The 19,669-nt window shown below is 58.2% G+C and carries 16 protein-coding genes, 1 tRNA gene and 2 riboswitches; of the genes, 14 read left to right on the forward strand and 3 right to left on the reverse strand.

What is annotated here, in order from left to right; genetic code table 11:
• Positions 1–102: 102 nt before the first annotated feature.
• The 14 genes from SADFL11_RS14285 (at position 103) to SADFL11_RS14345 (ending at position 16,156) form a co-directional block, all read left to right on the forward strand.
• Positions 103–753 carry a GntR family transcriptional regulator gene (locus SADFL11_RS14285; protein WP_008197034.1) on the forward strand — a complete coding sequence of 217 codons (651 nt, stop codon included), beginning with the start codon at positions 103–105 and terminating at the stop codon, positions 751–753.
• Positions 754–764: 11 nt separating this feature from the next.
• The gene (locus tag SADFL11_RS14290) at positions 765–2,234 is read left to right on the forward strand and encodes an aldo/keto reductase (protein ID WP_008195111.1); all 1,470 of its coding nucleotides are present in this window, start codon (positions 765–767) and stop codon (positions 2,232–2,234) included.
• Between the two features lie 116 nt (positions 2,235–2,350).
• Positions 2,351–2,575: riboswitch (cobalamin riboswitch) on the forward strand.
• A gap of 205 nt (positions 2,576–2,780) precedes the next feature.
• Positions 2,781–2,918 (forward strand): hypothetical protein, encoded by a 138-nt coding sequence (locus SADFL11_RS25310; protein ID WP_167578988.1) that lies wholly within the window; start codon positions 2,781–2,783, stop codon positions 2,916–2,918.
• The gene (locus SADFL11_RS14295) at positions 2,918–3,676 is read left to right on the forward strand and encodes a metal ABC transporter ATP-binding protein (protein WP_008195243.1); all 759 of its coding nucleotides are present in this window, start codon (positions 2,918–2,920) and stop codon (positions 3,674–3,676) included. The genes SADFL11_RS25310 and SADFL11_RS14295 overlap by 1 nt, the downstream gene beginning before the upstream one ends.
• Positions 3,669–4,571: a metal ABC transporter permease gene (locus tag SADFL11_RS14300; protein WP_134853035.1), complete on the forward strand. Its 903-nt coding sequence runs from the start codon at positions 3,669–3,671 to the stop codon at positions 4,569–4,571. The genes SADFL11_RS14295 and SADFL11_RS14300 overlap by 8 nt, the downstream gene beginning before the upstream one ends.
• Entirely contained in the window at positions 4,568–5,464 is an 897-nt protein-coding gene (locus tag SADFL11_RS14305) for a metal ABC transporter solute-binding protein, Zn/Mn family (protein WP_008189378.1), read from the forward strand. The genes SADFL11_RS14300 and SADFL11_RS14305 overlap by 4 nt, the downstream gene beginning before the upstream one ends.
• Positions 5,465–5,556: 92 nt before the next feature.
• Positions 5,557–5,769, forward strand: a riboswitch (cobalamin riboswitch).
• Between the two features lie 537 nt (positions 5,770–6,306).
• Positions 6,307–9,228, forward strand: a complete 2,922-nt coding sequence (gene mbhE, locus SADFL11_RS14310; protein ID WP_209002603.1) for a hydrogen gas-evolving membrane-bound hydrogenase subunit E — start codon at positions 6,307–6,309, stop codon at positions 9,226–9,228.
• Positions 9,225–9,614: an NADH-quinone oxidoreductase subunit K gene (locus SADFL11_RS14315; RefSeq protein ID WP_008197165.1), complete on the forward strand. Its 390-nt coding sequence runs from the start codon at positions 9,225–9,227 to the stop codon at positions 9,612–9,614. Before mbhE ends, SADFL11_RS14315 begins: the two co-directional genes overlap by 4 nt.
• Before the next feature lie 5 nt (positions 9,615–9,619).
• Positions 9,620–11,161: a Na+/H+ antiporter subunit D gene (locus SADFL11_RS14320; RefSeq protein ID WP_008193634.1), complete on the forward strand. Its 1,542-nt coding sequence runs from the start codon at positions 9,620–9,622 to the stop codon at positions 11,159–11,161.
• Complete coding sequence (locus SADFL11_RS14325; RefSeq protein WP_040451455.1) at positions 11,158–11,538, forward strand: Na+/H+ antiporter subunit E; 381 nt, start codon at positions 11,158–11,160, stop codon at positions 11,536–11,538. Before SADFL11_RS14320 ends, SADFL11_RS14325 begins: the two co-directional genes overlap by 4 nt.
• On the forward strand, positions 11,535–11,891 hold the full coding sequence (locus SADFL11_RS14330) for an MrpF/PhaF family protein (protein WP_081450551.1): 357 nt from the start codon (positions 11,535–11,537) through the stop codon (positions 11,889–11,891). The genes SADFL11_RS14325 and SADFL11_RS14330 overlap by 4 nt, the downstream gene beginning before the upstream one ends.
• Positions 11,891–13,168 carry a monovalent cation/H(+) antiporter subunit G gene (gene mnhG / locus SADFL11_RS14335; protein ID WP_008195600.1) on the forward strand — a complete coding sequence of 426 codons (1,278 nt, stop codon included), beginning with the start codon at positions 11,891–11,893 and terminating at the stop codon, positions 13,166–13,168. The genes SADFL11_RS14330 and mnhG overlap by 1 nt, the downstream gene beginning before the upstream one ends.
• A 200-nt stretch (positions 13,169–13,368) precedes the next feature.
• On the forward strand, positions 13,369–14,787 hold the full coding sequence (locus tag SADFL11_RS14340) for a sensor histidine kinase (protein ID WP_008194482.1): 1,419 nt from the start codon (positions 13,369–13,371) through the stop codon (positions 14,785–14,787).
• The gene (locus tag SADFL11_RS14345) at positions 14,780–16,156 is read left to right on the forward strand and encodes a sigma-54-dependent transcriptional regulator (RefSeq protein WP_040451453.1); all 1,377 of its coding nucleotides are present in this window, start codon (positions 14,780–14,782) and stop codon (positions 16,154–16,156) included. Before SADFL11_RS14340 ends, SADFL11_RS14345 begins: the two co-directional genes overlap by 8 nt.
• A 170-nt stretch (positions 16,157–16,326) precedes the next feature.
• Here SADFL11_RS14345 and SADFL11_RS14350 read toward each other — a convergent pair.
• From SADFL11_RS14350 to SADFL11_RS14360, 3 genes are all read right to left on the reverse strand, one after another.
• A tRNA-Arg gene (locus SADFL11_RS14350) sits at positions 16,327–16,403 on the reverse strand.
• 266 nt (positions 16,404–16,669) lie between these two features.
• A complete protein-coding gene (locus tag SADFL11_RS14355) occupies positions 16,670–18,151 on the reverse strand; it encodes an ATP-binding protein (RefSeq protein ID WP_040451451.1) in 1,482 nt (493 codons plus the stop codon).
• 50 nt (positions 18,152–18,201) lie between these two features.
• A complete protein-coding gene (locus tag SADFL11_RS14360) occupies positions 18,202–19,632 on the reverse strand; it encodes a dihydrolipoyl dehydrogenase family protein (RefSeq protein ID WP_008194347.1) in 1,431 nt (476 codons plus the stop codon).
• Positions 19,633–19,669 lie beyond the last annotated feature (37 nt).

Below are 19,669 nucleotides of genomic sequence, written 5' to 3' on the forward strand. Positions count from 1 at the left end.
ACTTTTTTGTTTTGGCGCCTTGCTTGTGATCTGTGATATTTTATACCATGTCTCAAAACCGGATTGTCAAGACAAGAAGCCAACGCGGCCAAAGGCACAGGGATGAGCGAGCCAAAGATTGCCAGGATCGATCAGTCGAAACTGAGGGAAAGCGTCTATGAAGAGTTGCGTGACGCTTTCACGCGTGGCGTTTTTGCGCCGGGCGAAAGTGTAAGCCTGCGCACACTGGCTGATCAGCTCGGCACCTCAATGACGCCAGTGCGGGAAGCCGTGCGCCGCCTCGTGGCTGAGGGGGCGTTGGTGGATACGCCCAGCCGGACGCTAGAAGTGCCGCCATTCGATGCCGACCGCATGCGTGAGCTGAAGTCCGCCCGTTTGGCACTTGAGGCAATCCTGCTCGATGAAGCCATCGACCACATGGATGACGCTGCGATCGATGCTCTTGCTGCAATCATTGCCCGACCGCGGCCTGAAGGCGAGTTACCGGACCTCACCCAAAACTACGAATTTCACTTTACCCTTTACCGCCAGTCCCGATCCCGGGTCATCCTGCCGCTCGTTGAGGCGCTATGGCTCCAGTACGGAGCTTTTTTGAACCTCGTCGTTCAGGAAAAGGCCGCCTCGGAAATCCCGGAACACATCCATCACGAAGAGATCATCGCAGCATTGCATGCCAAAGACCGGGCAGCCGCGCAAAAGGCTCTTGCCCTGGACATTGAACGCAGTTTCAAGCTGCTCCTGCCGGAAACCTGAAGGATCCACTCATGACCCTCCATCCGCCGCGCCAGATACTAGCTGACGGCCTGGAAATCAGCCGTGTTTTGACAGGCCTCTGGCAGGTCGCCGATATCGAAAAAAACGGTTCGGAACTCGACCCGGAAAAAGGTGCGGATCACCTGGAAGCCTATCTGAAGGCCGGGTTTTCCACCTTCGACATGGCCGATCACTATGGCAGCGCTGAGATCATCTCTGGACGTTTGCTCGCGCGCCATGATGGACAGAACCGCCCCCAGGTCTTCACCAAATGGTGTCCGGAACCGGGCCCGATGACGGCCGACGTCGTGCGCGCGGGCGTTCAGGAACGGCTCGACCGGCTGGGCACGGACTGCGTTGATCTTCTGCAGTTTCATTGGTGGAGTTTTGAACATCCGGCTTGGCTGGACGCCCTTCATGAGATGGCGAAACTGAAGGACGAGGGCCTGATCAAGGCTCTCGGCGTCACCAATTTTGATGCCGCGCACCTGCGCCTCGCCCTTTCAGACGGCATACCGCTCGTCAGCAATCAGGTATCGTTTTCCATGATCGACCGCCGGGCGCTTGGCCCCTTGTCCGATCTGTGCGCGGAAAGAGACGTCCGGTTGCTTGGTTACGGCACGTTGTGTGGCGGCTTCCTGTCGGATCGCTGGCTCGGCAAACCTGAACCCGCTGACATCACCGACTGGTCGAAAATGAAGTACAAGCGCTTCATCTACGCTGCCGGTGGCTGGGACGGATTTCAGGCGATATTGAAAGCAGCCAGTTCAATAGCGCAAAAACACCACGTCTCACTTGCAAACGTGGCGACGCGCTGGGTTCTGGAGCAACCGGCCGTTGCTGGTGTGATTGTCGGTGCCCGGCTCGGTGAAAGCGAGCACATGGCAGACAATGCAAAGCTTTTCTCGTTCGCCCTCGACGAGGAAGACACCTCGCGGTTGGACAAGGCTTTTTCACAAACATCACCGGTCCCGGGGGACTGCGGCGATGAATACCGCCGCCCACCATTTCTAACGGCCTCCGGTGATCTCAGTCATCACCTGTCTGAAATGCCTCGGGCTCATGACGCTGCCCCGGCACCGCACCGGCCGGATGCAACTCATGTTTTGACAGGGTCGGATTGGGAGGAGATTGCCGGATACTGCCGGGCCCATCGGATCGGCAACCGAATTCTTGTCTCGGGCACAACCGCGGTGGCCGGAGCGTCCCGGGCCGTTGCGCCAGAGGACGCCGCGGCACAGACCACCTTCATTCTCGACAAGATTCTCGCCGCGTTTTCAGCGCTTGGCGCGACTGCCAACGATGTCGTGCGGACACGGATCTTCATCACGGATGAGGCCGATGTGTTCGACATCTCCCGCGCCCATGGCCGCGTTTTCTCGGACATCAAGCCGGCAAACACACTCGTGGTCGTTGCCGGATTGATCGGCGATCACAAGGTGGAAATTGAGGCCGAGGCTTTGTTGCAGGGCGACGCCTGACGGCACCAACTCGCATGTCTAACACGTTCTGCCTTGGTTTTTGCACGCCCTATTCAGTGACCTGTAAGGTCCCGCTGAATAAGATAAATTCCGTATTGATCATTCGCGTCTGCACAAATAGTCTGAGCGCTGATGGTTCCCGCGGAACGAAATCGCTGCGGGATGAAAAGGGAACACTGTGAGGAAGAGCCGCAAGGGCGCCTAATCCGTGACTGCCCCCGCAACTGTGAGCGGAGAGCGACCCCGAACGACGCCACTGGGCCCATGATCGCATGGCCCGGGAAGGTACGGGAAAGCTTCGACCCGCGAGTCAGGAGACCTGCCATCGCAACCACAACAACCCGGGCGGGGTGTCCCGGAGGGAGAAGCCAATGTGCCACGCGGCCAAAACTGCCGTTCGACAATATGGTCCCGCCATGCCCCCGTCTCATCGGAGGTGGCGATGCGCCCGATTGCGATTCGAACCAATTTTCCTGCCCACGGCGATAACCGGGTCAGCACAGTCGGCCTGATCCCCGTCATTTACAAACATCGCGAGTTGTCCCGATGACCCGGCGCTCTGCTTCGAAAGAGCTTCCGGCAAGCCGATTTCCGTGCCTGACAGAAATGAGCCTGCCAGCCCTCATCGGCGGGGCTGCCGGTTTGTCTGCCATACTTTGGCTCGCAATTCTGGCGGTGCTTTGATGACCGCAGTTGTTGAAATCCGGAATCTTGCTCTGGGATATCCCGAGCTGACGTTGTTCAAGCATTTGTCTTTGGACATTCAGGCCGGAACCACCCTGGCGGTGCTTGGCGCGAACGGCTCGGGCAAGAGCACCTTCGTCAAGATGCTGCTTGGGTTAATGGATCCCCTTGCCGGCCGTGTCACTTGGCCGGCCGGGCGTCCGCAGGAAGTCGGCTATCTGGCACAATTGACCGAATTTGACCGCAGGTTCCCGATCCGGGTCCGGGATCTGGCAGCCATGGGCGCCTGGCGCGGGTTTGGCCTTTGGTCAGGCCTTGGCCGCACGGGGCGGAACCGGGTGGCCGCAGCGCTTGAGGAGGCCGGCATTCTGGATCTGGCAGACCGATCGCTGCACACGCTGTCCGGCGGGCAGCTGCAGCGGGCCCTGTTTGCGCGCGTGATCCTGCAGGACGCCCCCTTGGTCCTGCTCGATGAACCTTTTGCTGCGGTTGACCAAAGCACCGAAGCGCACCTCCTTTCAATCATCGATCGCTGGCGCGCCGAAGGCAGGGCGGTCGTGCTTGTTGTGCATGACCTGTCCTCCGTTCTCGATCACTGCAGCCATGCAGTTCTTCTGGGGGGTGGCATGGCAGCTCAGGGGACGGTCGACGAGGTTTTGACGCCGGGCCGCCTCGTTGCCCAGGGGTACATGTCCGAAAGCCAGGCCTCTTGGATGTTCCGGGGCAACTCCCAACAGCGGGAGGCTGCCTATGTTTGAGCTTATTGCGGAGATGTGGGACTTCGCCTTCATGCGGCGGGCCTTTGTCGCGACCACCGTACTTTCGGCCTCTGTTGCCCCGATCGGAGCGTTTTTGGTCCTGCGGCGGTTGTCGCTTGCCGGAGAAGCCATGGCGCATGCGATCACGCCCGGCATCGTCATCGGGTTTGTCACCGCCGGTTTGTCTGTGGTGTCCCTGCTGGTCGGAGGGCTCGTCGCAGGTGTCGGCGTTGCGATCCTGACTGCTCTTCTTGCGCGCAAGACAATTCTGCGCAGCGATGCCAGTCTGGCTTCCCTTTATCTTATCGCCCTGGCTGCCGGGATCTTCATTCTGTCGGCGGCCGGATCCGCCGTACCGCTGAAGAGCTTTCTGTTCGGCTCCATCCTCGGGATTGACGACGCGTCGATGATGCTCGTCGGCGGTGTTGCGACCGTGACCCTGATCGCCTTTGCTATCCTGCTGCGCCCCCTCATTGTCAGCACCTGCGATCCGATCTTCTTCGAGGCCCAGACCCGGCGGCCCTGGCTGGTCGACCAGGGGTTCATGCTGCTTCTGGTGCTGAACCTGCTTGCCGCCTTCAAGACGCTCGGAACGTTGATGGCTGTCGGCTTGATGATCCTGCCGGCGACAGCTGCCCGCTATTGGGCAAGCACGATTACCGGCCAGCTGGTGCTGGGCTTTGTCTTTGCCCTTGCCAGCTGCTGGATCGGCCTCACCCTGTCCTACCTGTTTCCCGAGACCCCGTCGGGGCCTGCCATCGTCCTGGTGGCTGGCGGCTTCTTCCTGATTTCGGCCCTGTTCGGACCGCTCGGCTTCGGCGCCCGCCTGCGCAAGCCGTCCCCCAAACCAACACATTCGCTCGAACAAACCTACATTGAAGAGAGAACTCAATGAGCCTTTTGAAATCCCTGGCGGCCAGTATTGCGGCTACATCGCTCGCGTTTGTCACCTTGCCGGCTGCCGCACATGAAGATGTAAAGGTCGTCGCCAGCTTCTCGATCCTTGGCGACATGGTCGAGCAGGTGGTGGGCGATTATGCCAGCGTGACCACCATCGTCGGTCCCGATGCTGATGCCCACGTCTTTCAGCCGTCGGTCGCCGATGCGAAAGCGGTTGCGAAGGCCGATGTGATCTTCGTCAACGGCCTCGGCTTTGAAACCTGGTCGGACACTTTGATAAAGGAATCCGGCACGGAGGCAGCCGTCTTTGTGGCAACGGAAGGCGTCACCCCGGTGAAGGTCGACGGAGAAACCGATCCGCACGCCTGGAATTCTCTGACAAATGGCGCCATCTACGTGCGCAACATCGCCGATGCCATGGGCAAGGCCCTGCCCGAGCATGCCGATGACTTCACCGCAAACGCGGACGCCTACATTGCAAGGCTGGAAGCCCTCGACAAGGAAACCCGCAAGAAGCTTGCCGCACTTCCGGAAGACCGCCGCACAGTCGTCACGGCGCATGACGCCTTCGGCTATCTCGCCGACGCTTACGGACTAACCTTCCTCGCACCGGTCGGCATCGACACCGAAGCCGAGCCGTCCGCGCGGAATCTTGCCGTGTTGATCACGCAGCTGAAAGAGCAAGGCGCTGCCGCCCTCTTCGTTGAAAACATCACCAGCCCGGCACTTGTCCAGCAGATCTCCGATGAAACCGGCATCGAAATCGGTGGACGTCTGTTCTCTGACGCCCTGTCGGAACGCGGCGGACCTGCGACCAGCTACGAGGCCATGTTCCAGCACAATCTCGGCACACTGCTCGAGGCACTCGGCAAACAGAACGCAAGCTGAGCGACATAGAAAAATGAAGGCGACGATATCCCGTCGCCTTCAATGCATACGCCTGTCGCCTGTTGGGACGAGTTGACACGCTCCACATGGCAGGTGAGACTAATGATGATGGTTCCCGGCGGTGACATGTTCACCTTGGGATGAATAGGGAATACGGTGCGGCGATGAATCCAATGCCAAATCCGTGACTGCCCCCGCAACTGTGAGCGGTGAGCAACCTTGAACTGGCCACTGGGAGATCCCGGGAAGGCTCAAGGAAGCTAAGACCCGCAAGTCAGGAGACCTGCCATCTTTCTGTAACTCAAACCCGGGCGGGGTGCTCCGGCGGAGAAGGACGATATGGTATTCGTAACCACAGGCCAGATGCCTGCATCCAACTCTGTTCCAGTTCATGCCCCGCACAGACGCGGAGGGCGTAATGAACCGGAATACGACACAAGACATAGCCAGCAATCTTCTCAATTTGACTGAAAGCCTGAGCCAGCGTGCCCAAAGAGCCATGCGTCCCAACGGTGCGGGCGACCCTGAAGCCCTGGAAACGGCGCTACACGTGATCGCTTTTGCGCCCTCATCAGAGAGGACTGCAGAACCTGGGCAACCTTTGTTTAGCGGCCCCTCTTTGAGCAAGCGGACACGTTGAGAGTGGCGAACAGGGTAATTCCACCGGTGCATAGTACCGTTGGAAATGCATGTTCAGGTTTCCGAACATGAACTTGGAAAAGGTGTTCGGAAGCCTGAACACTGCCAACAGAACACCACTAGTAACTTATTGACTTTAAATAATAAGGCCGAATGGCACTGCAATTGCAAACGTCGGAGAGACGATCAATTGAGGTGCCAACATGTTTTCAAACACGCTTGATAGCTCTGCTATCGCCAGCTGGATGCCCGGAGAGGCCATTCCAAGCTTGCTGGTGATCGCTTTTCTAGGTGCTGCGCTCAGCTTCCTGGTCCTGCCGCGGCTCGGCAAATCTGCCGGCCCTGTCGCAGCATTGTTGCCTGCAGGCCTGTTTGCGGCGTTCATGACCTATGTGCCTGTCATGGCGTATGGCGAGGGCGTCCCGACGATCCTACAGACTGTGCAATGGGTTCCGTCGCTGGGCATCAACTTCGATGTGCGCTTGGACGGCTTTTCGCTGTTGTTCGCCTTGATGATCACAGGCATCGGGTCCCTGGTGGTTCTCTACGCAGGATCCTATTTCGCCGAAAAACCTGCGGACGACCGGGGACGCTTCCTAAGCTACATCCTCCTGTTCATGTCTGCGATGCTCGGCACTGTTCTGTCCGACAACGTGATCGTGATGTTCGTCTTCTGGGAAATGACGAGCCTCTTGTCCTTCCTTCTCATCGGCTTCAATTCCACCTCGATTGAAGCACGCAAGGCAGCACTGCAGTCACTGGTGATCACCGCCGGTGGCGGCTTGGCGCTGTTCGGCGGTCTGCTCATCATGGGTATGGAAGCCGGCACCTTCTCTTTGCTTGAAATCACGAGCAACCCGGGAGTTGTGACTGACAGCACATGGTTCGGCGTTATTGCCGCCCTGGTCCTGATCGGTGCCTTCACCAAGTCCGCGCAGTTCCCGTTTCATTTCTGGCTGCCGAATGCAATGCAGGCGCCGACACCGGCATCCGCTTATCTCCATTCTGCGACAATGGTGAAGCTGGGCATCTTCTTGCTGGCCCGGTTCGACCCCATCTTGAGCGCCTCGCCGACCGTGATCGTAATCATGGTTGCCGTTGGCCTGACCACGATGCTGGTTGCCGCACTGATGGCGCTTCGGGCTGATGGTTTGAAAGCCATTCTTGCGTATTCGACAGTGGCCTCCCTTGGTCTTCTGGTGACGCTTATCGGCCTTCAGGGTCCAGGAAGCTCCATCGGCATCGCCGGGTTTATTCTCGCCCACTCGCTCTACAAAGCCGCGCTGTTCTTCTGCGCAGGCATTGTCATTCACGCGACCGGAGCGACGCGGGTCCGCGATCTCGGTGCACTCTTCGGCCTTCTGCCGCTGACCGCAATCGCGGCGATTCTCGCCAGTTTGTCGATGGCCGGCCTGCCCCCATTCGTTGGGTTCATCGCCAAGGAATATGTCCTCGAGGCCAAACTCGACTCTTCCTTTGCGGCCATCGTGACGTTTGTTGCAGTGCTGGTGAACTCGGTGTTGGTCGCAATTGCGGGTATCTTTGCGCTTCGTCCGTTCTTCGGCAAAGCCACGGCCTTTACTGAAAAGCCGAAACATGGCGAAACGATCGGGATGACAACCGGACCGGTTGTTCTGGCAGCCCTCGGCGTATTCTTCGGCCTGTTCGCGGACATCCCGCAGTACTTCATTGTCGGGCCGGCTGCTGTCGCCCTGCAGGGTGCTCCGTTCTATGTGTCCTTCGAGCTGTGGCATGGCATCACACCGATGCTTGGCCTGTCCGCTCTGGTTGTTCTGATTGGTGGCCTTCTGGTCTGGAAATGGACACCGATCCATGAGGCCATGCTGCGCCTGTCGTTCATCGACCGCTTTTCCTTCGAGAAGGGCTATGACGCGATATTCGGCGGTCTCCTTAGCCTTGCGCAGAGCACAACACGCACGATCCAGAACGGTCAGATGCGGACCTATGTCGCCGTGACCATTGCCGTGGTAACGGGTGCTCTGGTCTATGCAGTGCTCGCCGGTGAAACCTTTGCCGGAGCTGCCGGCCTCACATTGCCGCCACTCGCTGCCGACGAAATCCGGCCGTATCTCCTGATCGTTTGTACGCTCATCGCACTAGGGGGCATCGTTGCGGCGGTCTCCCGCTCGATGGTCGTCTCGCTCGTCGGTGTGGGTCTGTCTGGCTATGGCATTGCATTGGTCTTCCTGAAAAACGGCGCACCTGACCTGGCTCTGACACAGTTCCTTGTCGAGACACTTCTGGTCGTCATCGTCTCTGCGGTCCTAGTCAAGATGCCGGCGATTGCCGATGGCCTGCGCAGCTATTCCAAGTTCGACCTGCGGATCGGGGACGCGCTGTTGTCGACTGTCTTTGCCGGTGCACTGTTTGTCGTGCTCCTGTCGATTGCGGCCAAGCCGTTCAATCCGGCAGTCACCGAATACTACGCCGTCACAAGCCTGTCTGAAGCGTTCGGCCGCAACGTGGTCAACGTGATCCTGGTCGACTTCCGCGCGCTGGACACGCTCGGAGAGATTGCCGTTGTTGCATTCGCAGCCATCGCAGCCTGGGCGGTCCTGACCGGCGGCAATCCACCATCGAAGACCCCAAAGGCTGGCGTTGCGACAAACCGCGCTGTGCCGTCTTTGATCTTCGAAACGACTGCACGGATGTTCTTCTTCCTGATGCTCATTGTGTCGGTCTGGGTGCTGTTCCGCGGTCACAACGAGCCGGGCGGCGGGTTCATTGGTGGTTTGATTGCCTCAGCAGGGTTTGCAGTGCTCGCACTGGCCTTGGGCGTCGACTTCGCACGCCGGAGACTGCTCCTGCATCCAATCGCCTGGATGGGTATCGGTCTGACGCTGGCCATCCTGTCCGGTGTCCCGGGCGCCATCATCAACGAGTCGTTCCTGACGCACCAATGGATCAATCTAAACCTCGGCGTGACCTCATTGAAGCTTGGCACCACCTATCTTTTCGACATTGGCGTCTACCTGACAGTGATCGGCGGCGTTCTCGCCTTCCTCATTCGAGTTCAACAGCAAAACAGTGGCGGCGATGACGCCACCACTGCAGCTGACGATGTCACGAAATCCAACATCTCAACTCAAGGAGCGTCGGCATGATCTACGTTTATGCGGCTACCATCGTCATCGTTGCAGGAGCTGGGATCTACATGATTCTTGCACAGAACATCGTGCGGATCATTTTGGGCGTCGCCCTGCTCGCCGCCTCGGCCAACCTGCTGATCTTCCTGTCCGGCCGGCTTGGCTCGGTCACGCCGCCGATCATCCGGCAAGATGCGGAAGTGTTGGGCAGTTATGCCGCCAATCCACTGCCGCAAGCCCTGGTACTGACGGCGATTGTGATTGGCTTTGCTCTCACCGCCTATGCCGTCGCGCTCGCCGTGAAAGGCTACAAGTCGCTGGGCACCATGGATACGAGCCAGATGCATGACGCAGAAGAACTCGGATCGCCGTTCGCAGCAAAATCAGCACCAAAACAAGGCTGAGTTAAATGACAGAAACATCATACAATCTGCTTGTTCTCGCCTTTCCGGTGCTGGTTCCGCTGACACTTGCAGCGATCACAGCAATCCTCTGGCGCAACATTCAGGCCCAGCGCGTTGTCGCGATTGCCGGCCTTGGCGTGATCGTGGTCTGCTCGGTCCTGCTCACAATGGCCGTGCTTCGCTACGACATCCTTGCCGTTGAATTCGGCTCGTGGGCCGTGCCATTTGGCATCTCCTTTGTGGCTGACCGCTTCGCAGCGGCTCTGGTCATGATCACGGGTGTTCTTGCGTTCTGTGTAGGCATCTTCAGCCTACGGGATATGCGCCAGATCCACATGCGTGCAGGTTTCTACCCGCTCTTCTTCGGCATGGTCGCCGGGGTGAACGGGGCGTTCCTGACCGGAGATCTGTTCAATCTCTATGTCTGGTTCGAGGTGATGCTCATTACGTCACTCGGCCTGCTGGTGATTGGCCGCACGAAAGCGCAGATCGACGGCGCGATTAAATACGCGCTGCTGAACCTCCTCGGCACGGTCTTGTTCCTGATGGCCATCGGCTTGCTCTATGGGGCTGCCGGCACGTTGGCATTCGCCGACCTTGCGCGGGTCCTGCCAACGCTTGAGCCGACACCTGGCCTGGTTGGAGCAGCGATCCTGTTCCTGTGTGCCTTTGGCATCAAGGCAGGCGTGTTTCCGCTGTTCTTCTGGCTTCCGGCCAGCTACCACACAGCACCCTTCACAATTTCTGCGATCTTTGCAGGTCTACTCACCAAGGTCGGCGTCTACGCGGCATTCCGCGTGTTCACGCTGCTGTTCACAGTCGAGGAGTCGGGGATCCGCGAAATCGTCGCCGTTGTTGCAGCACTCACCATGGTGACCGGGGTGTTCGGAGCCGCAGTCCAGTGGAACATCCGTCGGATTCTGTCGTTCCACATCATCTCGCAGATTGGCTACATCCTGATGGGCCTTGCGATCGCCACACCTTTGGCCATCGCAGGTGCGGTATTCTACATCGTTCACCACATCATCGTGAAAGCCAATTTGTTCCTGCTGGCCGGTGCCATTCGTCAGGCAAGCGGGACGGACGACCTGAAGAAATCTGGCGGCCTCCTGAAAAGCCACCCGTGGCTGGCGGTGCTCTTTCTAATTCCCGCCCTGTCGCTGGCAGGGTTGCCGCCGCTGTCGGGTTTCTGGGCTAAGTTCCTCGTCGTTGACGCCTCGTTCAAGGGCGACATGGCGTGGCTGGCAGCCGTTGCCCTGTTTACCGGTCTGTTGACGCTCTACTCCATGACAAAGATCTGGATGGAAGCATTCTGGAAAGCACCGGGCATCGAGCGTTCTCAAACGCGTCCGGTCCCTGTCCTGATGGTCGCTCCAATCGCCGTTCTGGGTGCGATCACGCTCACAATTGGCTTTTACGCCGAACCGTTCGTTCAGTTCGCGGAGAAAGCCTCCATCACACTCACGCAACCGGATGTCTACATCGCAGCCTTCTTCGGTGAAGAGACCCAAGTTGGTGAAGCTGCTCTTGAAAGGATCGACCAATGATTAGCCTTTTAAAGCGTTTGGGCGCCTTCGGCCTTCTGTGCGGCGTCTTTATCATCGAGCTGGTAAAAGCCTCAGTGGACGTGACGGTCGCCGTCTTGTCCAACAAGCAGAAATTGAAGCCAGCCATTGTTGCGGTCCCGCTCGACCTGCGGACAGACATGGGGATTACCACCCTTGCGAACATCGTGAGCCTGACACCGGGAACCACCTCGCTGCACATCTCAGATGACCGCAAGACGCTCTACGTCCATGTCCTGGACCGGGAAAGCGACGAGGACGTGATCCGTTCCATCAAAGATACGTTTGAAACCCGCGTTCGGGCTGTCGAGGGACCGGCTCCCAGCGAAACTGTAGCCAAGAAAGGAGCCGTCGCATGAGCATTGAGAGCATTCTGGGTATTTCTGAGACCCTCAACACGGTTCTGGTGCTGTTGATCATCGGCGCTTTCGCACTCACCGCCTTGCGTCTCATGAAGGGCCCGAGTTATGCGGACCGGTTTGTCGCCATCGATATGCTGACGGGTCTAGCCGTGGCCGCATGCGCCTTGACCGCGCTGACGACCGGCCGGTCAGAATTCCTTGACGTGGCGTTTGCGCTGGCCCTGATCGCCTTTGTCGCAACTGCAGCCTTTGCGGCTTTCCTGGAACGCAAGGTTGCTGTCACCGATGGCCACTTCAGGGACAATGGCAAACAAAAAGCTACTAAATCCGCGCAGCAGGAGGCATCGTGATGGTTGATCTTATTGCCCTTTTGGTGAAATTCGTTGGCGTAGGCTTCTTGCTGATCGCAACGATCGGATTGCTGCGCTTTGACGATCCTTTCCAGCGGATGCACGCCGCAACGAAAGCGGGCACGCTGGGTGCAGGTCTGGTCCTGATCGGGACCATGCTGAGCAAATCCAGCTTGGATTCAACCATGATGGGCGGCATGACCTTGTTGTTCCTGATCCTGACGATTCCGGTCGCAAGCCATTTGCTGGCACGGGCGGCGTATCTTTCCGGCGCTGAACTGGCCGGGATCGGAGATGCGGACAACGCCTTGCGTGACGTCCTGAAAAGGCCAGAGCAGCCGATTGAAAAGCAGGCTGAACGCTTGGACCTGCAAGGAATGGCGGCCGCGGCTGAGACAGACATTGCAACAGAAGTGCCGGTGTCGGCGGATCCTGTGCTCTGCGATGCCGAAAAATTAGGTTTCGTATCCCTGAAAGATGTGGTTGCGCCTGAGCGCGTCCGCTTTGCAGCTGTTGGCGATGCCGCGCCAAAACTCGCGCGCCGCGCAGCAGAGTTTGCGGCCCGCACGGACCTCCCGCTCATCGCTGTTGTTGCTGTCGACACTGGATATGTGGATGCAACAGACAATAGCACCGAGACGATGCGGCTGATCCGCGACAAAGTCGGACATTGGCTGCCTGATCTGCGCTCGCTCTCAGACGATCTCGGCGTTTCAGTGGAGCTCGTCTACCAGGAAGGTGACGCGGCTGCATCAATGGCCGGTGTTGGCGACATGCGTGAGTTTCTAGTTCTGCCAACGGACGGATGGGCAGACCATGGTGTCGGCGTTGCAACCCCTCATGCCACCAAGCAACCCGACGGATTGCTGCGTGTTGCCAGCATGCACCCCGGGCCAACGCTTTATGCGGTCGATGTTCCAAGAGCCGGTCCCGTCACTGTGTTGTTCGATGGGTCTTATGACATCTGGCGCGCGCTTGATCTGGCGCTCGTCGAGCGACTTTGGACTGCGACAGAACTCCGGGTGTTTGGGTACGTTGACGCGGCCAGCCGGGCGGAAATTGAGCAACGTGCCGCCGATGCCAATACCCCTGTCGTCTTCGCCGACCCGGAACTAACCGCACCGGATGAAGCCTTGTTGCCGGAACAAATGGTCTCCGACGCTGTCGCAGTGATCCTTCCGGACCTGCCAAGACCTCTGCGGACCCGTTGGTACGGGACTTTTTGGCAAGACAAGATCTCGCCAAATTGGCGGGGGGACGTTCTGGTTTGGACCTAGCCCGAGGCGTTCCTTGCCATTAGGATTGCAAACGTTCTTGAAAAACATCAAGGGGATGGCGTCAGCGCCATCCCCGTTCTTTAGCTGGGCCTCATATGCCACCTGACGCACCTTCGGAACACCAGAATAAAACCGGCATGGCAGGACCGGGTGCAAAGAGACTGAGATCCTGGCCGTTGGTATGGCGGCTGCCGGTGGCTATGGCCTCGGTCGTTATGCTGTTTGCTGTTGTGTTGACCATTTTTGGTTTGCAGGAGCTGGAACGCCGGGAAGCCGAGCTCCGCGTCGAAGTCGGCGGGGCATTTCTCGATACTTTGGCCGGACTGATCACACCAGCTGTTACCGCCGGCGCTCCGTTATCGGAAATTGAGGGCCTGCTGTCGGCATCTGCCCGGTTCAAACCCTCGTTGCGCAACGAAGCTGTTGCCGTTTGTTGCCTGGCAGATGGGCCCATTTTGATGACATCCTCTTACCCGGATGATCCCACAAATGGAGCTAAACCGCGAACAACCGAGCTTGCTCTTGAAGACTGGCTCAACGCCAATCGCAGTCTGCCGCCAAACGAAGCCGCAATCCAAAATGTCGATGAGACAAACAAACAACTGATTGCGCAGTCTTTTCCCGTAAGTGATGGTTCAACGATCCTGCTTGGTGCAGCCTTTGATCTCGAATGGCAACGTTCCGAGCAAGAAGAACGACGCCGTGTGGCTCTTGCCGTGGACGTCGCGTTTTCTGTACTAGCGGCGATCCTCACGTTTTTTATCGCGCAACACAGCCTGCGCCCTATTGATGACCTCACCAAGGCTCTCGACGACGATTCCTTTGACACGCAGACCGAGGTTGAACCAGCATCCGCGAACACGGAAATCGGCCGTTTGCAAAATGCGCTGAGAACCCGGGCCGAACTTCAGGCGCGGGCTGACGCGATCGCAAAAACAGAAAACAAACATGCGCGGGAGGCAACGCTGGCCCGCCTTGCAGCAGGGCTCGCACATGAGGTGCGCAATCCGCTTGCCGGGATGAGCGCGGCAACCTCGACCTTGCGCCGGTTTGGAGATGACAAAACTGTGCGGGAACAGACGATTGACCTGATCGACCGGGGCCTGCAAAGCATTGATCATGTGGCGGCCAGCATGTTGTCGACCTACCGGCCACCTGAAGGCAACAGAGATCTCAAGCCCGACGACCTCAATGACCTGCGGACCTTGATCAACCCGAAAGTGCGCGCCAAACAGGTGGACTTGAGTTTTCAGTCGGAGCTCGCAGAAACCTACCCGGCCAGCGCGGAAGCCGTGCGCCAGATCGTGCTCAACCTGCTCTTAAATGCCATAGACGCCACTCCGGTTGGCAGTACCGTTGCCTTTGAGTCCAAGCTGATCGAAGAGCAACTCACCATCAAGGTCTCCGACAGCGGCCCCGGTCTTCCAGGAGAAGCCTTGAATGTCCTGACCGGCGGAACCACTCCGGAGAAACCACAGACGCGGCGCCTTGGACTTTGGCTGGTTCATCAACTGATCGATGATGTGAATGGCCGGTTGGCGATTTCAACACGTCCGCAAAGCGGCACAGTGATCACCATCACCATTCCAAAACGCACCGACGAGGCGGAAAATGTCTGAACTGATACTGTTGGTGGAAGACGATCCGGTCCTTGGCCCCTCCTTGCAACAACGGCTTGTTCTGGAAGGGTTTTCCGTCGTTCATGCCACCACACTGGCAGCCGCCCGCGAGTTTCTCGGCAAACGGGTTCCGAGCTTTGTTTTGTCGGACATCCGGTTGCCGGATGGGTCCGGCGCCGATTTGCTGCGAGAGGTTCTCAGCCAGCACGGCGCGGTCCCGATTGTTTATATGACAGCCTATGGTTCTGTAGATCAGGCCGTGGAACTCGTTCGCGATGGCGCCAGGGACTACCTTGCCAAACCCTTCAACCTGGATGAACTTGTCTGCCGCATTCAGGAGCTTTTGCTTCGCCCGCTTGCGCCGCAAGTGGATGACCCGTTCTCGACATTTGGTCTTTCTGCCTCCATGCGTGGCGTGCGCTCCATGCTGAACCGCTTGGCGGGGATTGATTTGCCCGTTCTGCTGATTGGAGAAACAGGCACCGGCAAGGAAATCGCAGCGCGGTATCTGCACGCCAAGAACGCTGCACAATCGCGCCCCTTTGAAGCTGTAAACTGTGGGCAGTTGTCGCCGGAGCTGGCTGATTCGACGCTTTTTGGGCACGAGAAAGGTGCCTTCACCAGCGCGCATGACCGGCGGATCGGGGTCTTGGAAAGCGTTGGCGAGGGGACGCTGCTTCTCGATGAAATCGGTGACACCGGCCCGGAACTTCAATTGAAGCTTTTGCGCGTGTTGCAGGAGCGGCAGTTCAGGCGGCTGGGTGCATCACAGGATCTTGCCTTCAAAGGCCGGCTTGTTTGCGCAACGAACCGTGATCTGGAGGAAGCGGTCAGAGACGGCGTGTTCCGGGAGGATCTCCTGTTTCGCATCAACGTTGTGACGATCCGCGTTCCGCCTTTGCGTGAGCGTCTGGAAGAAGTGGCGCCGCTCATCACTGCCTTTGCTGCAAACGCTGCGCAGCGCATGGGACTTGCTCCAATACCGGCCTCAGCTGCCGCAGTGTTAGCGGCAGAGCAGCATGATTGGCCGGGAAATGTCCGTGAACTCCGGAACCGTGTAGAACGCGCCGTCGCACTCGCGGGCGGCGCTGAGCTGACGCCAGCCGATTTATTTCCGGAAAACGCTACTCGCCTCCTTCAGCCTGCGAGCCATGCTTCAGGCGGTCCAGAAACTGCTCAGTCAAGCAGCTCTATCGGGTTCCCTTCGTTGGCTGAAGTCCGGGATCAAGCAGAACGCACCCACATTTTACGCGCCCTTGATGAAACCGATGGCCGGTTGCAGGACGCAGCCAAGCTTTTGGATATCTCACGCACAACCTTATGGGAACGCATGCGCCGCCACGGCATCGACCGATCGACAGAGAGCTAGTTTGGTATTGCAAATTCAACGGGTGCCGACGAATTCCATCACACACATTCGTTCTTCGACTCTTGAGTGAGAAAACGGCGCAGTGTGATCACGGAAGGACGAAATATGCGCAGATTTTTAACATACCGCTGACCTAGCAGCCGTGCGTTACAATTTTTGGATTTGTGAGATGGCGCACCGGGGAGGATTCGAACCCCCGACCCCCAGATTCGTAGTCTGGTGCTCTATCCAGCTGAGCTACCGGTGCTTAAGAACGACGCCCGCAGGATCATGGAGTGATCCAATTCGAGTGGCGGTTCAGTTTGCGGGGCGCTGTGTGCCCCGGACAGGGCGCTTATCTACTGCGGACTGGCAGGGGATGCAAGCGCCTTTTTGAACTTTTTCTGAAAGTCACACCAAGTTGTCTATTTGCCCGCAGTTTTCTAGGAAACCGGGGCTTCGATTGTGCACAAGCACTGCTTGAAGGCTGTGCTTTGTGTCGGCTGATGCCATTTTCGAATAGATTGGCTTCGCTCAAGTTGTCCTATCCGGCAATTGTATCTTGAAGCACGTTCCCGGCTGGTCACAGTCCAGCTCGATCACACCACCATGAGCCCTGAGCAGCTCTGCGACGATGGCAAGCCCCAAGCCGACACCGCCTGCTTTCGCGCCGCTGTGAAACGCCTTGAAGAGGCCTCTCTGCGTATTTTCGGGAATGCCCGGGCCAGTGTCATGCACTTCAATATGAACGCAGTTCGCCTGTCGCTCCGCTGAAAGACTAATGCGCCGAACCAGCGTCCCATCCCGTTCCGCCTCAAGCGCCTGCACCGCATTGCGGGTCAGGTTCAAAAGCACACGGAAGATCTGTTCGGGATCCGCATCAACCTCGAGTGTTTCGCCAATCCGGTTTTCGAACTGAATGGTATCATGGTCGACGAGCCCCAGGACATCAGCGACATCCTCCCCCACCCTGTGGAGCGCGATCAGCCGCCGTTGCGGAGCCCGTTCCTGGGCCTTGCCATAGGCCATGACCGCCTGCGTATACCCGACCGCCCGATCGAGTGTTGCCAGGATCTTCGGTGCCAACCGGTTGACCGTTGGATCGGGCACATGTTCCAGCCGCTCCAAAAAAAGCTGCGCAGACGCCAGCAAATTTCGCAAATCGTGATTGATCTTGGACACGGCCAATCCAAGATCCGCCAGCCGCTGTTTTTGATGCAAGGCGCGAGAAAGGGCTTCCTCCATCGCCGCCAGACGAATTTCCGCATCGCCGAGTTCGTCGCGCCGCCCGGATACCTTTATGATCCGGGATCCATCTTCCGGGTTTTCGGCAAACTGCTCCATGGAACGCGTCAACCGGCGCAAAGGGCGGATGAAAATGGCGCGCAGAGTGATATAGACCAACGCTGCGGTTATCCCGGAAATCACCAGCGACAGCGCCAGGATCCGGCCGGAAAACGCCAGCATTTCCTGTTGAAGAAGCGCGACCGGAAAGACAATATCAACACGTTCTGTATGGCCCATCTGACCCGCGGCGACTGCCCGCATGACGCCGTCCCCGCGATAGGTCAGGATCGCAAAGCTGCCGAGGATCGAGGTCAACGGCGTGACTTCCGCCATGTCCACAACGAAATCGACCTGTGTCGGCACATTGCTCATTGCGATCAACCGGCGCTGCGCGCCTTGATCCAGCGCGATGGCCACAGCACCCGTTGTTTTCAGAAGCTCTTCCTGCAGTCGCGGCGCAAGCGTGTTGGTTTCAGCAAGGACAGATGCAGCAACACCTGCCGTTGTCAGCCGGTCCATCAACCATGTGTTCCTAAAGTTCGCTATGGAGGGCACGTAAATAAGCACCTCGGCAATCATGACGAACACGACGGTCAAAAGAAGAAGTTTGCTGGACAGGCCGCCAAAACGATGACGCCCGAAACCCGGATCAAGTTCCGGGTTCGCAGCCGGACCCAATCCGTCTGCATCGGGTGTTGCAGTCCCCTTAGGGGTGCCCTCATGCTTCATGACAGCTCCGTCCAACGATCACGGCAAGAGCCCATTCAGCCCAATACATCTTATCCAAACTTGCGCAAGATACCGATTCCAAAACGTAACCAACCACTTTTCGGCATGTCAGCATAGTACGAAATTGCTGCACGGCGCACCAGCTCGCCTAAGGTTGGGTACGGAGCAATGAAGCCTGCGAGGTCTTTCATCTTCAGTTTTTTCGACAGCGCCAGAGACAACAGGTTGATAATCTCGCCAGCCTGCGCGCCCACGATCTCAGCGCCGAGAAGCCTGCCACCAGGGCCTGCAATCAGTTTCAGACGCCCCGTTGTTACCGCCTCGGCCTGTGCCCGGTCGTTGCCTGAATAGTCTGCCGTCAAAACCTTGACCTTGTCACCGAAACGGTCGCGTGCCGCGGCTTCGCTGAGCCCGACATGCCCCAATTCCGGTGACGTGTATGTGACCCAAGGCACCTGATCGTTGTCCATGGAAACCGGCAGCCGGAACAAAATGGATCGGATCACCAGCCCGGCCTGATACCCGGCAACATGGGTAAATTGAAGACCGCCGGCGATATCGCCGATTGCATAAATTTTGCGGTTTGAGGTCCGAAGACCTTTGTCGACCGTGATACCTTTTTTTGAGAAATCGACGCCCGCCGCCTCCAGCCCCAAGCTGTCCACATTTGGTGCGCGGCCGGTCGCAACCAGCAAATGACTGACCGTTTGAGTAACAGTATCCCCGGCTTCGTTACGCGCTGTCACGGCGATCCCGTCACCCGTTTTTTCAACCCTCTCGACGGCCGTTTCCTGGAGGATTTCGATCCCCTCGTCTTTTAAGGCATCCAAGACGATACCCGCCAATTCCGGATCGTCTTTTCCGAGCGCCGTCTGAGCTTCAAACACCGTCACCTTCGCCCCAAGACGGCGATGCGCCTGCGCCATTTCCAATCCAATCGGGCCGCCGCCAATAATGCCCAGGTGCTCCGGTGTTTCTCTCAAATTAAACAGGGTTTCGTTGATAAGATACGGCACTTCATCCAATCCGGGGATCGGAGGAACAAGGGCGGAGGAACCCGCCGCGATTACAAAGCGTCGTGCCTTGATCTCATGGTCGCCGGCTGAAACACAGTCCGGGCTTGTGAATTGCCCATGCTCCCGCAGCACGGTGACGCCAAGACCTTCAAACCGCTCCTGGGAATCATGTGGCTCGATCGCCGCAATCACGCTTCGGACGTGATCATTTGCTTCAGAAAAGCTGATTTCAGCTGCACCGGCGTGAATACCAAACGCCGCGCTTCCCTGACCCTGTTTTGCGGCTTTGCCTGCCGCCAGAAGAGCTTTTGATGGAACGCACCCGTAATTCAGGCAATCTCCGCCCATTTTGCCCTTTTCGATCAGAACCACGTCCACGCCGAAAGCAGCGGCAGCGGCGGCGACAGACAAGCCACCCGATCCTGCGCCGATCACGCAAATGTCTGGGGTCAGCAGTTTCGCCATGCACGGCTCCTGTCATGTTGGCATTGGAGGGGCAGTT

The sequence above is a fragment of the Roseibium alexandrii DFL-11 genome, from assembly GCF_000158095.2.
Taxonomy (GTDB): domain Bacteria; phylum Pseudomonadota; class Alphaproteobacteria; order Rhizobiales; family Stappiaceae; genus Roseibium; species Roseibium alexandrii.

Bases quoted from the DNA above. Each gene is read 5' to 3' on its own strand.
- SADFL11_RS14285 (WP_008197034.1), top strand. From the start codon at position 103: ATGAGCGAGCCAAAGATTGCCAGGATCGATCAGTCGAAACTGAGGGAA.
- SADFL11_RS14290 (WP_008195111.1), top strand. From the start codon at position 765: ATGACCCTCCATCCGCCGCGCCAGATACTAGCTGACGGCCTGGAAATC.
- SADFL11_RS25310 (WP_167578988.1), top strand. From the start codon at position 2,781: ATGACCCGGCGCTCTGCTTCGAAAGAGCTTCCGGCAAGCCGATTTCCG.
- SADFL11_RS14295 (WP_008195243.1), top strand. From the start codon at position 2,918: ATGACCGCAGTTGTTGAAATCCGGAATCTTGCTCTGGGATATCCCGAG.
- SADFL11_RS14300 (WP_134853035.1), top strand. From the start codon at position 3,669: ATGTTTGAGCTTATTGCGGAGATGTGGGACTTCGCCTTCATGCGGCGG.
- SADFL11_RS14305 (WP_008189378.1), top strand. From the start codon at position 4,568: ATGAGCCTTTTGAAATCCCTGGCGGCCAGTATTGCGGCTACATCGCTC.
- mbhE (WP_209002603.1), top strand. From the start codon at position 6,307: ATGTTTTCAAACACGCTTGATAGCTCTGCTATCGCCAGCTGGATGCCC.
- SADFL11_RS14315 (WP_008197165.1), top strand. From the start codon at position 9,225: ATGATCTACGTTTATGCGGCTACCATCGTCATCGTTGCAGGAGCTGGG.
- SADFL11_RS14320 (WP_008193634.1), top strand. From the start codon at position 9,620: ATGACAGAAACATCATACAATCTGCTTGTTCTCGCCTTTCCGGTGCTG.
- SADFL11_RS14325 (WP_040451455.1), top strand. From the start codon at position 11,158: ATGATTAGCCTTTTAAAGCGTTTGGGCGCCTTCGGCCTTCTGTGCGGC.
- SADFL11_RS14330 (WP_081450551.1), top strand. From the start codon at position 11,535: ATGAGCATTGAGAGCATTCTGGGTATTTCTGAGACCCTCAACACGGTT.
- mnhG (WP_008195600.1), top strand. From the start codon at position 11,891: ATGGTTGATCTTATTGCCCTTTTGGTGAAATTCGTTGGCGTAGGCTTC.
- SADFL11_RS14340 (WP_008194482.1), top strand. From the start codon at position 13,369: ATGGCCTCGGTCGTTATGCTGTTTGCTGTTGTGTTGACCATTTTTGGT.
- SADFL11_RS14345 (WP_040451453.1), top strand. From the start codon at position 14,780: ATGTCTGAACTGATACTGTTGGTGGAAGACGATCCGGTCCTTGGCCCC.
- SADFL11_RS14355 (WP_040451451.1), bottom strand. From the start codon at position 18,151: ATGAAGCATGAGGGCACCCCTAAGGGGACTGCAACACCCGATGCAGAC.
- SADFL11_RS14360 (WP_008194347.1), bottom strand. From the start codon at position 19,632: ATGGCGAAACTGCTGACCCCAGACATTTGCGTGATCGGCGCAGGATCG.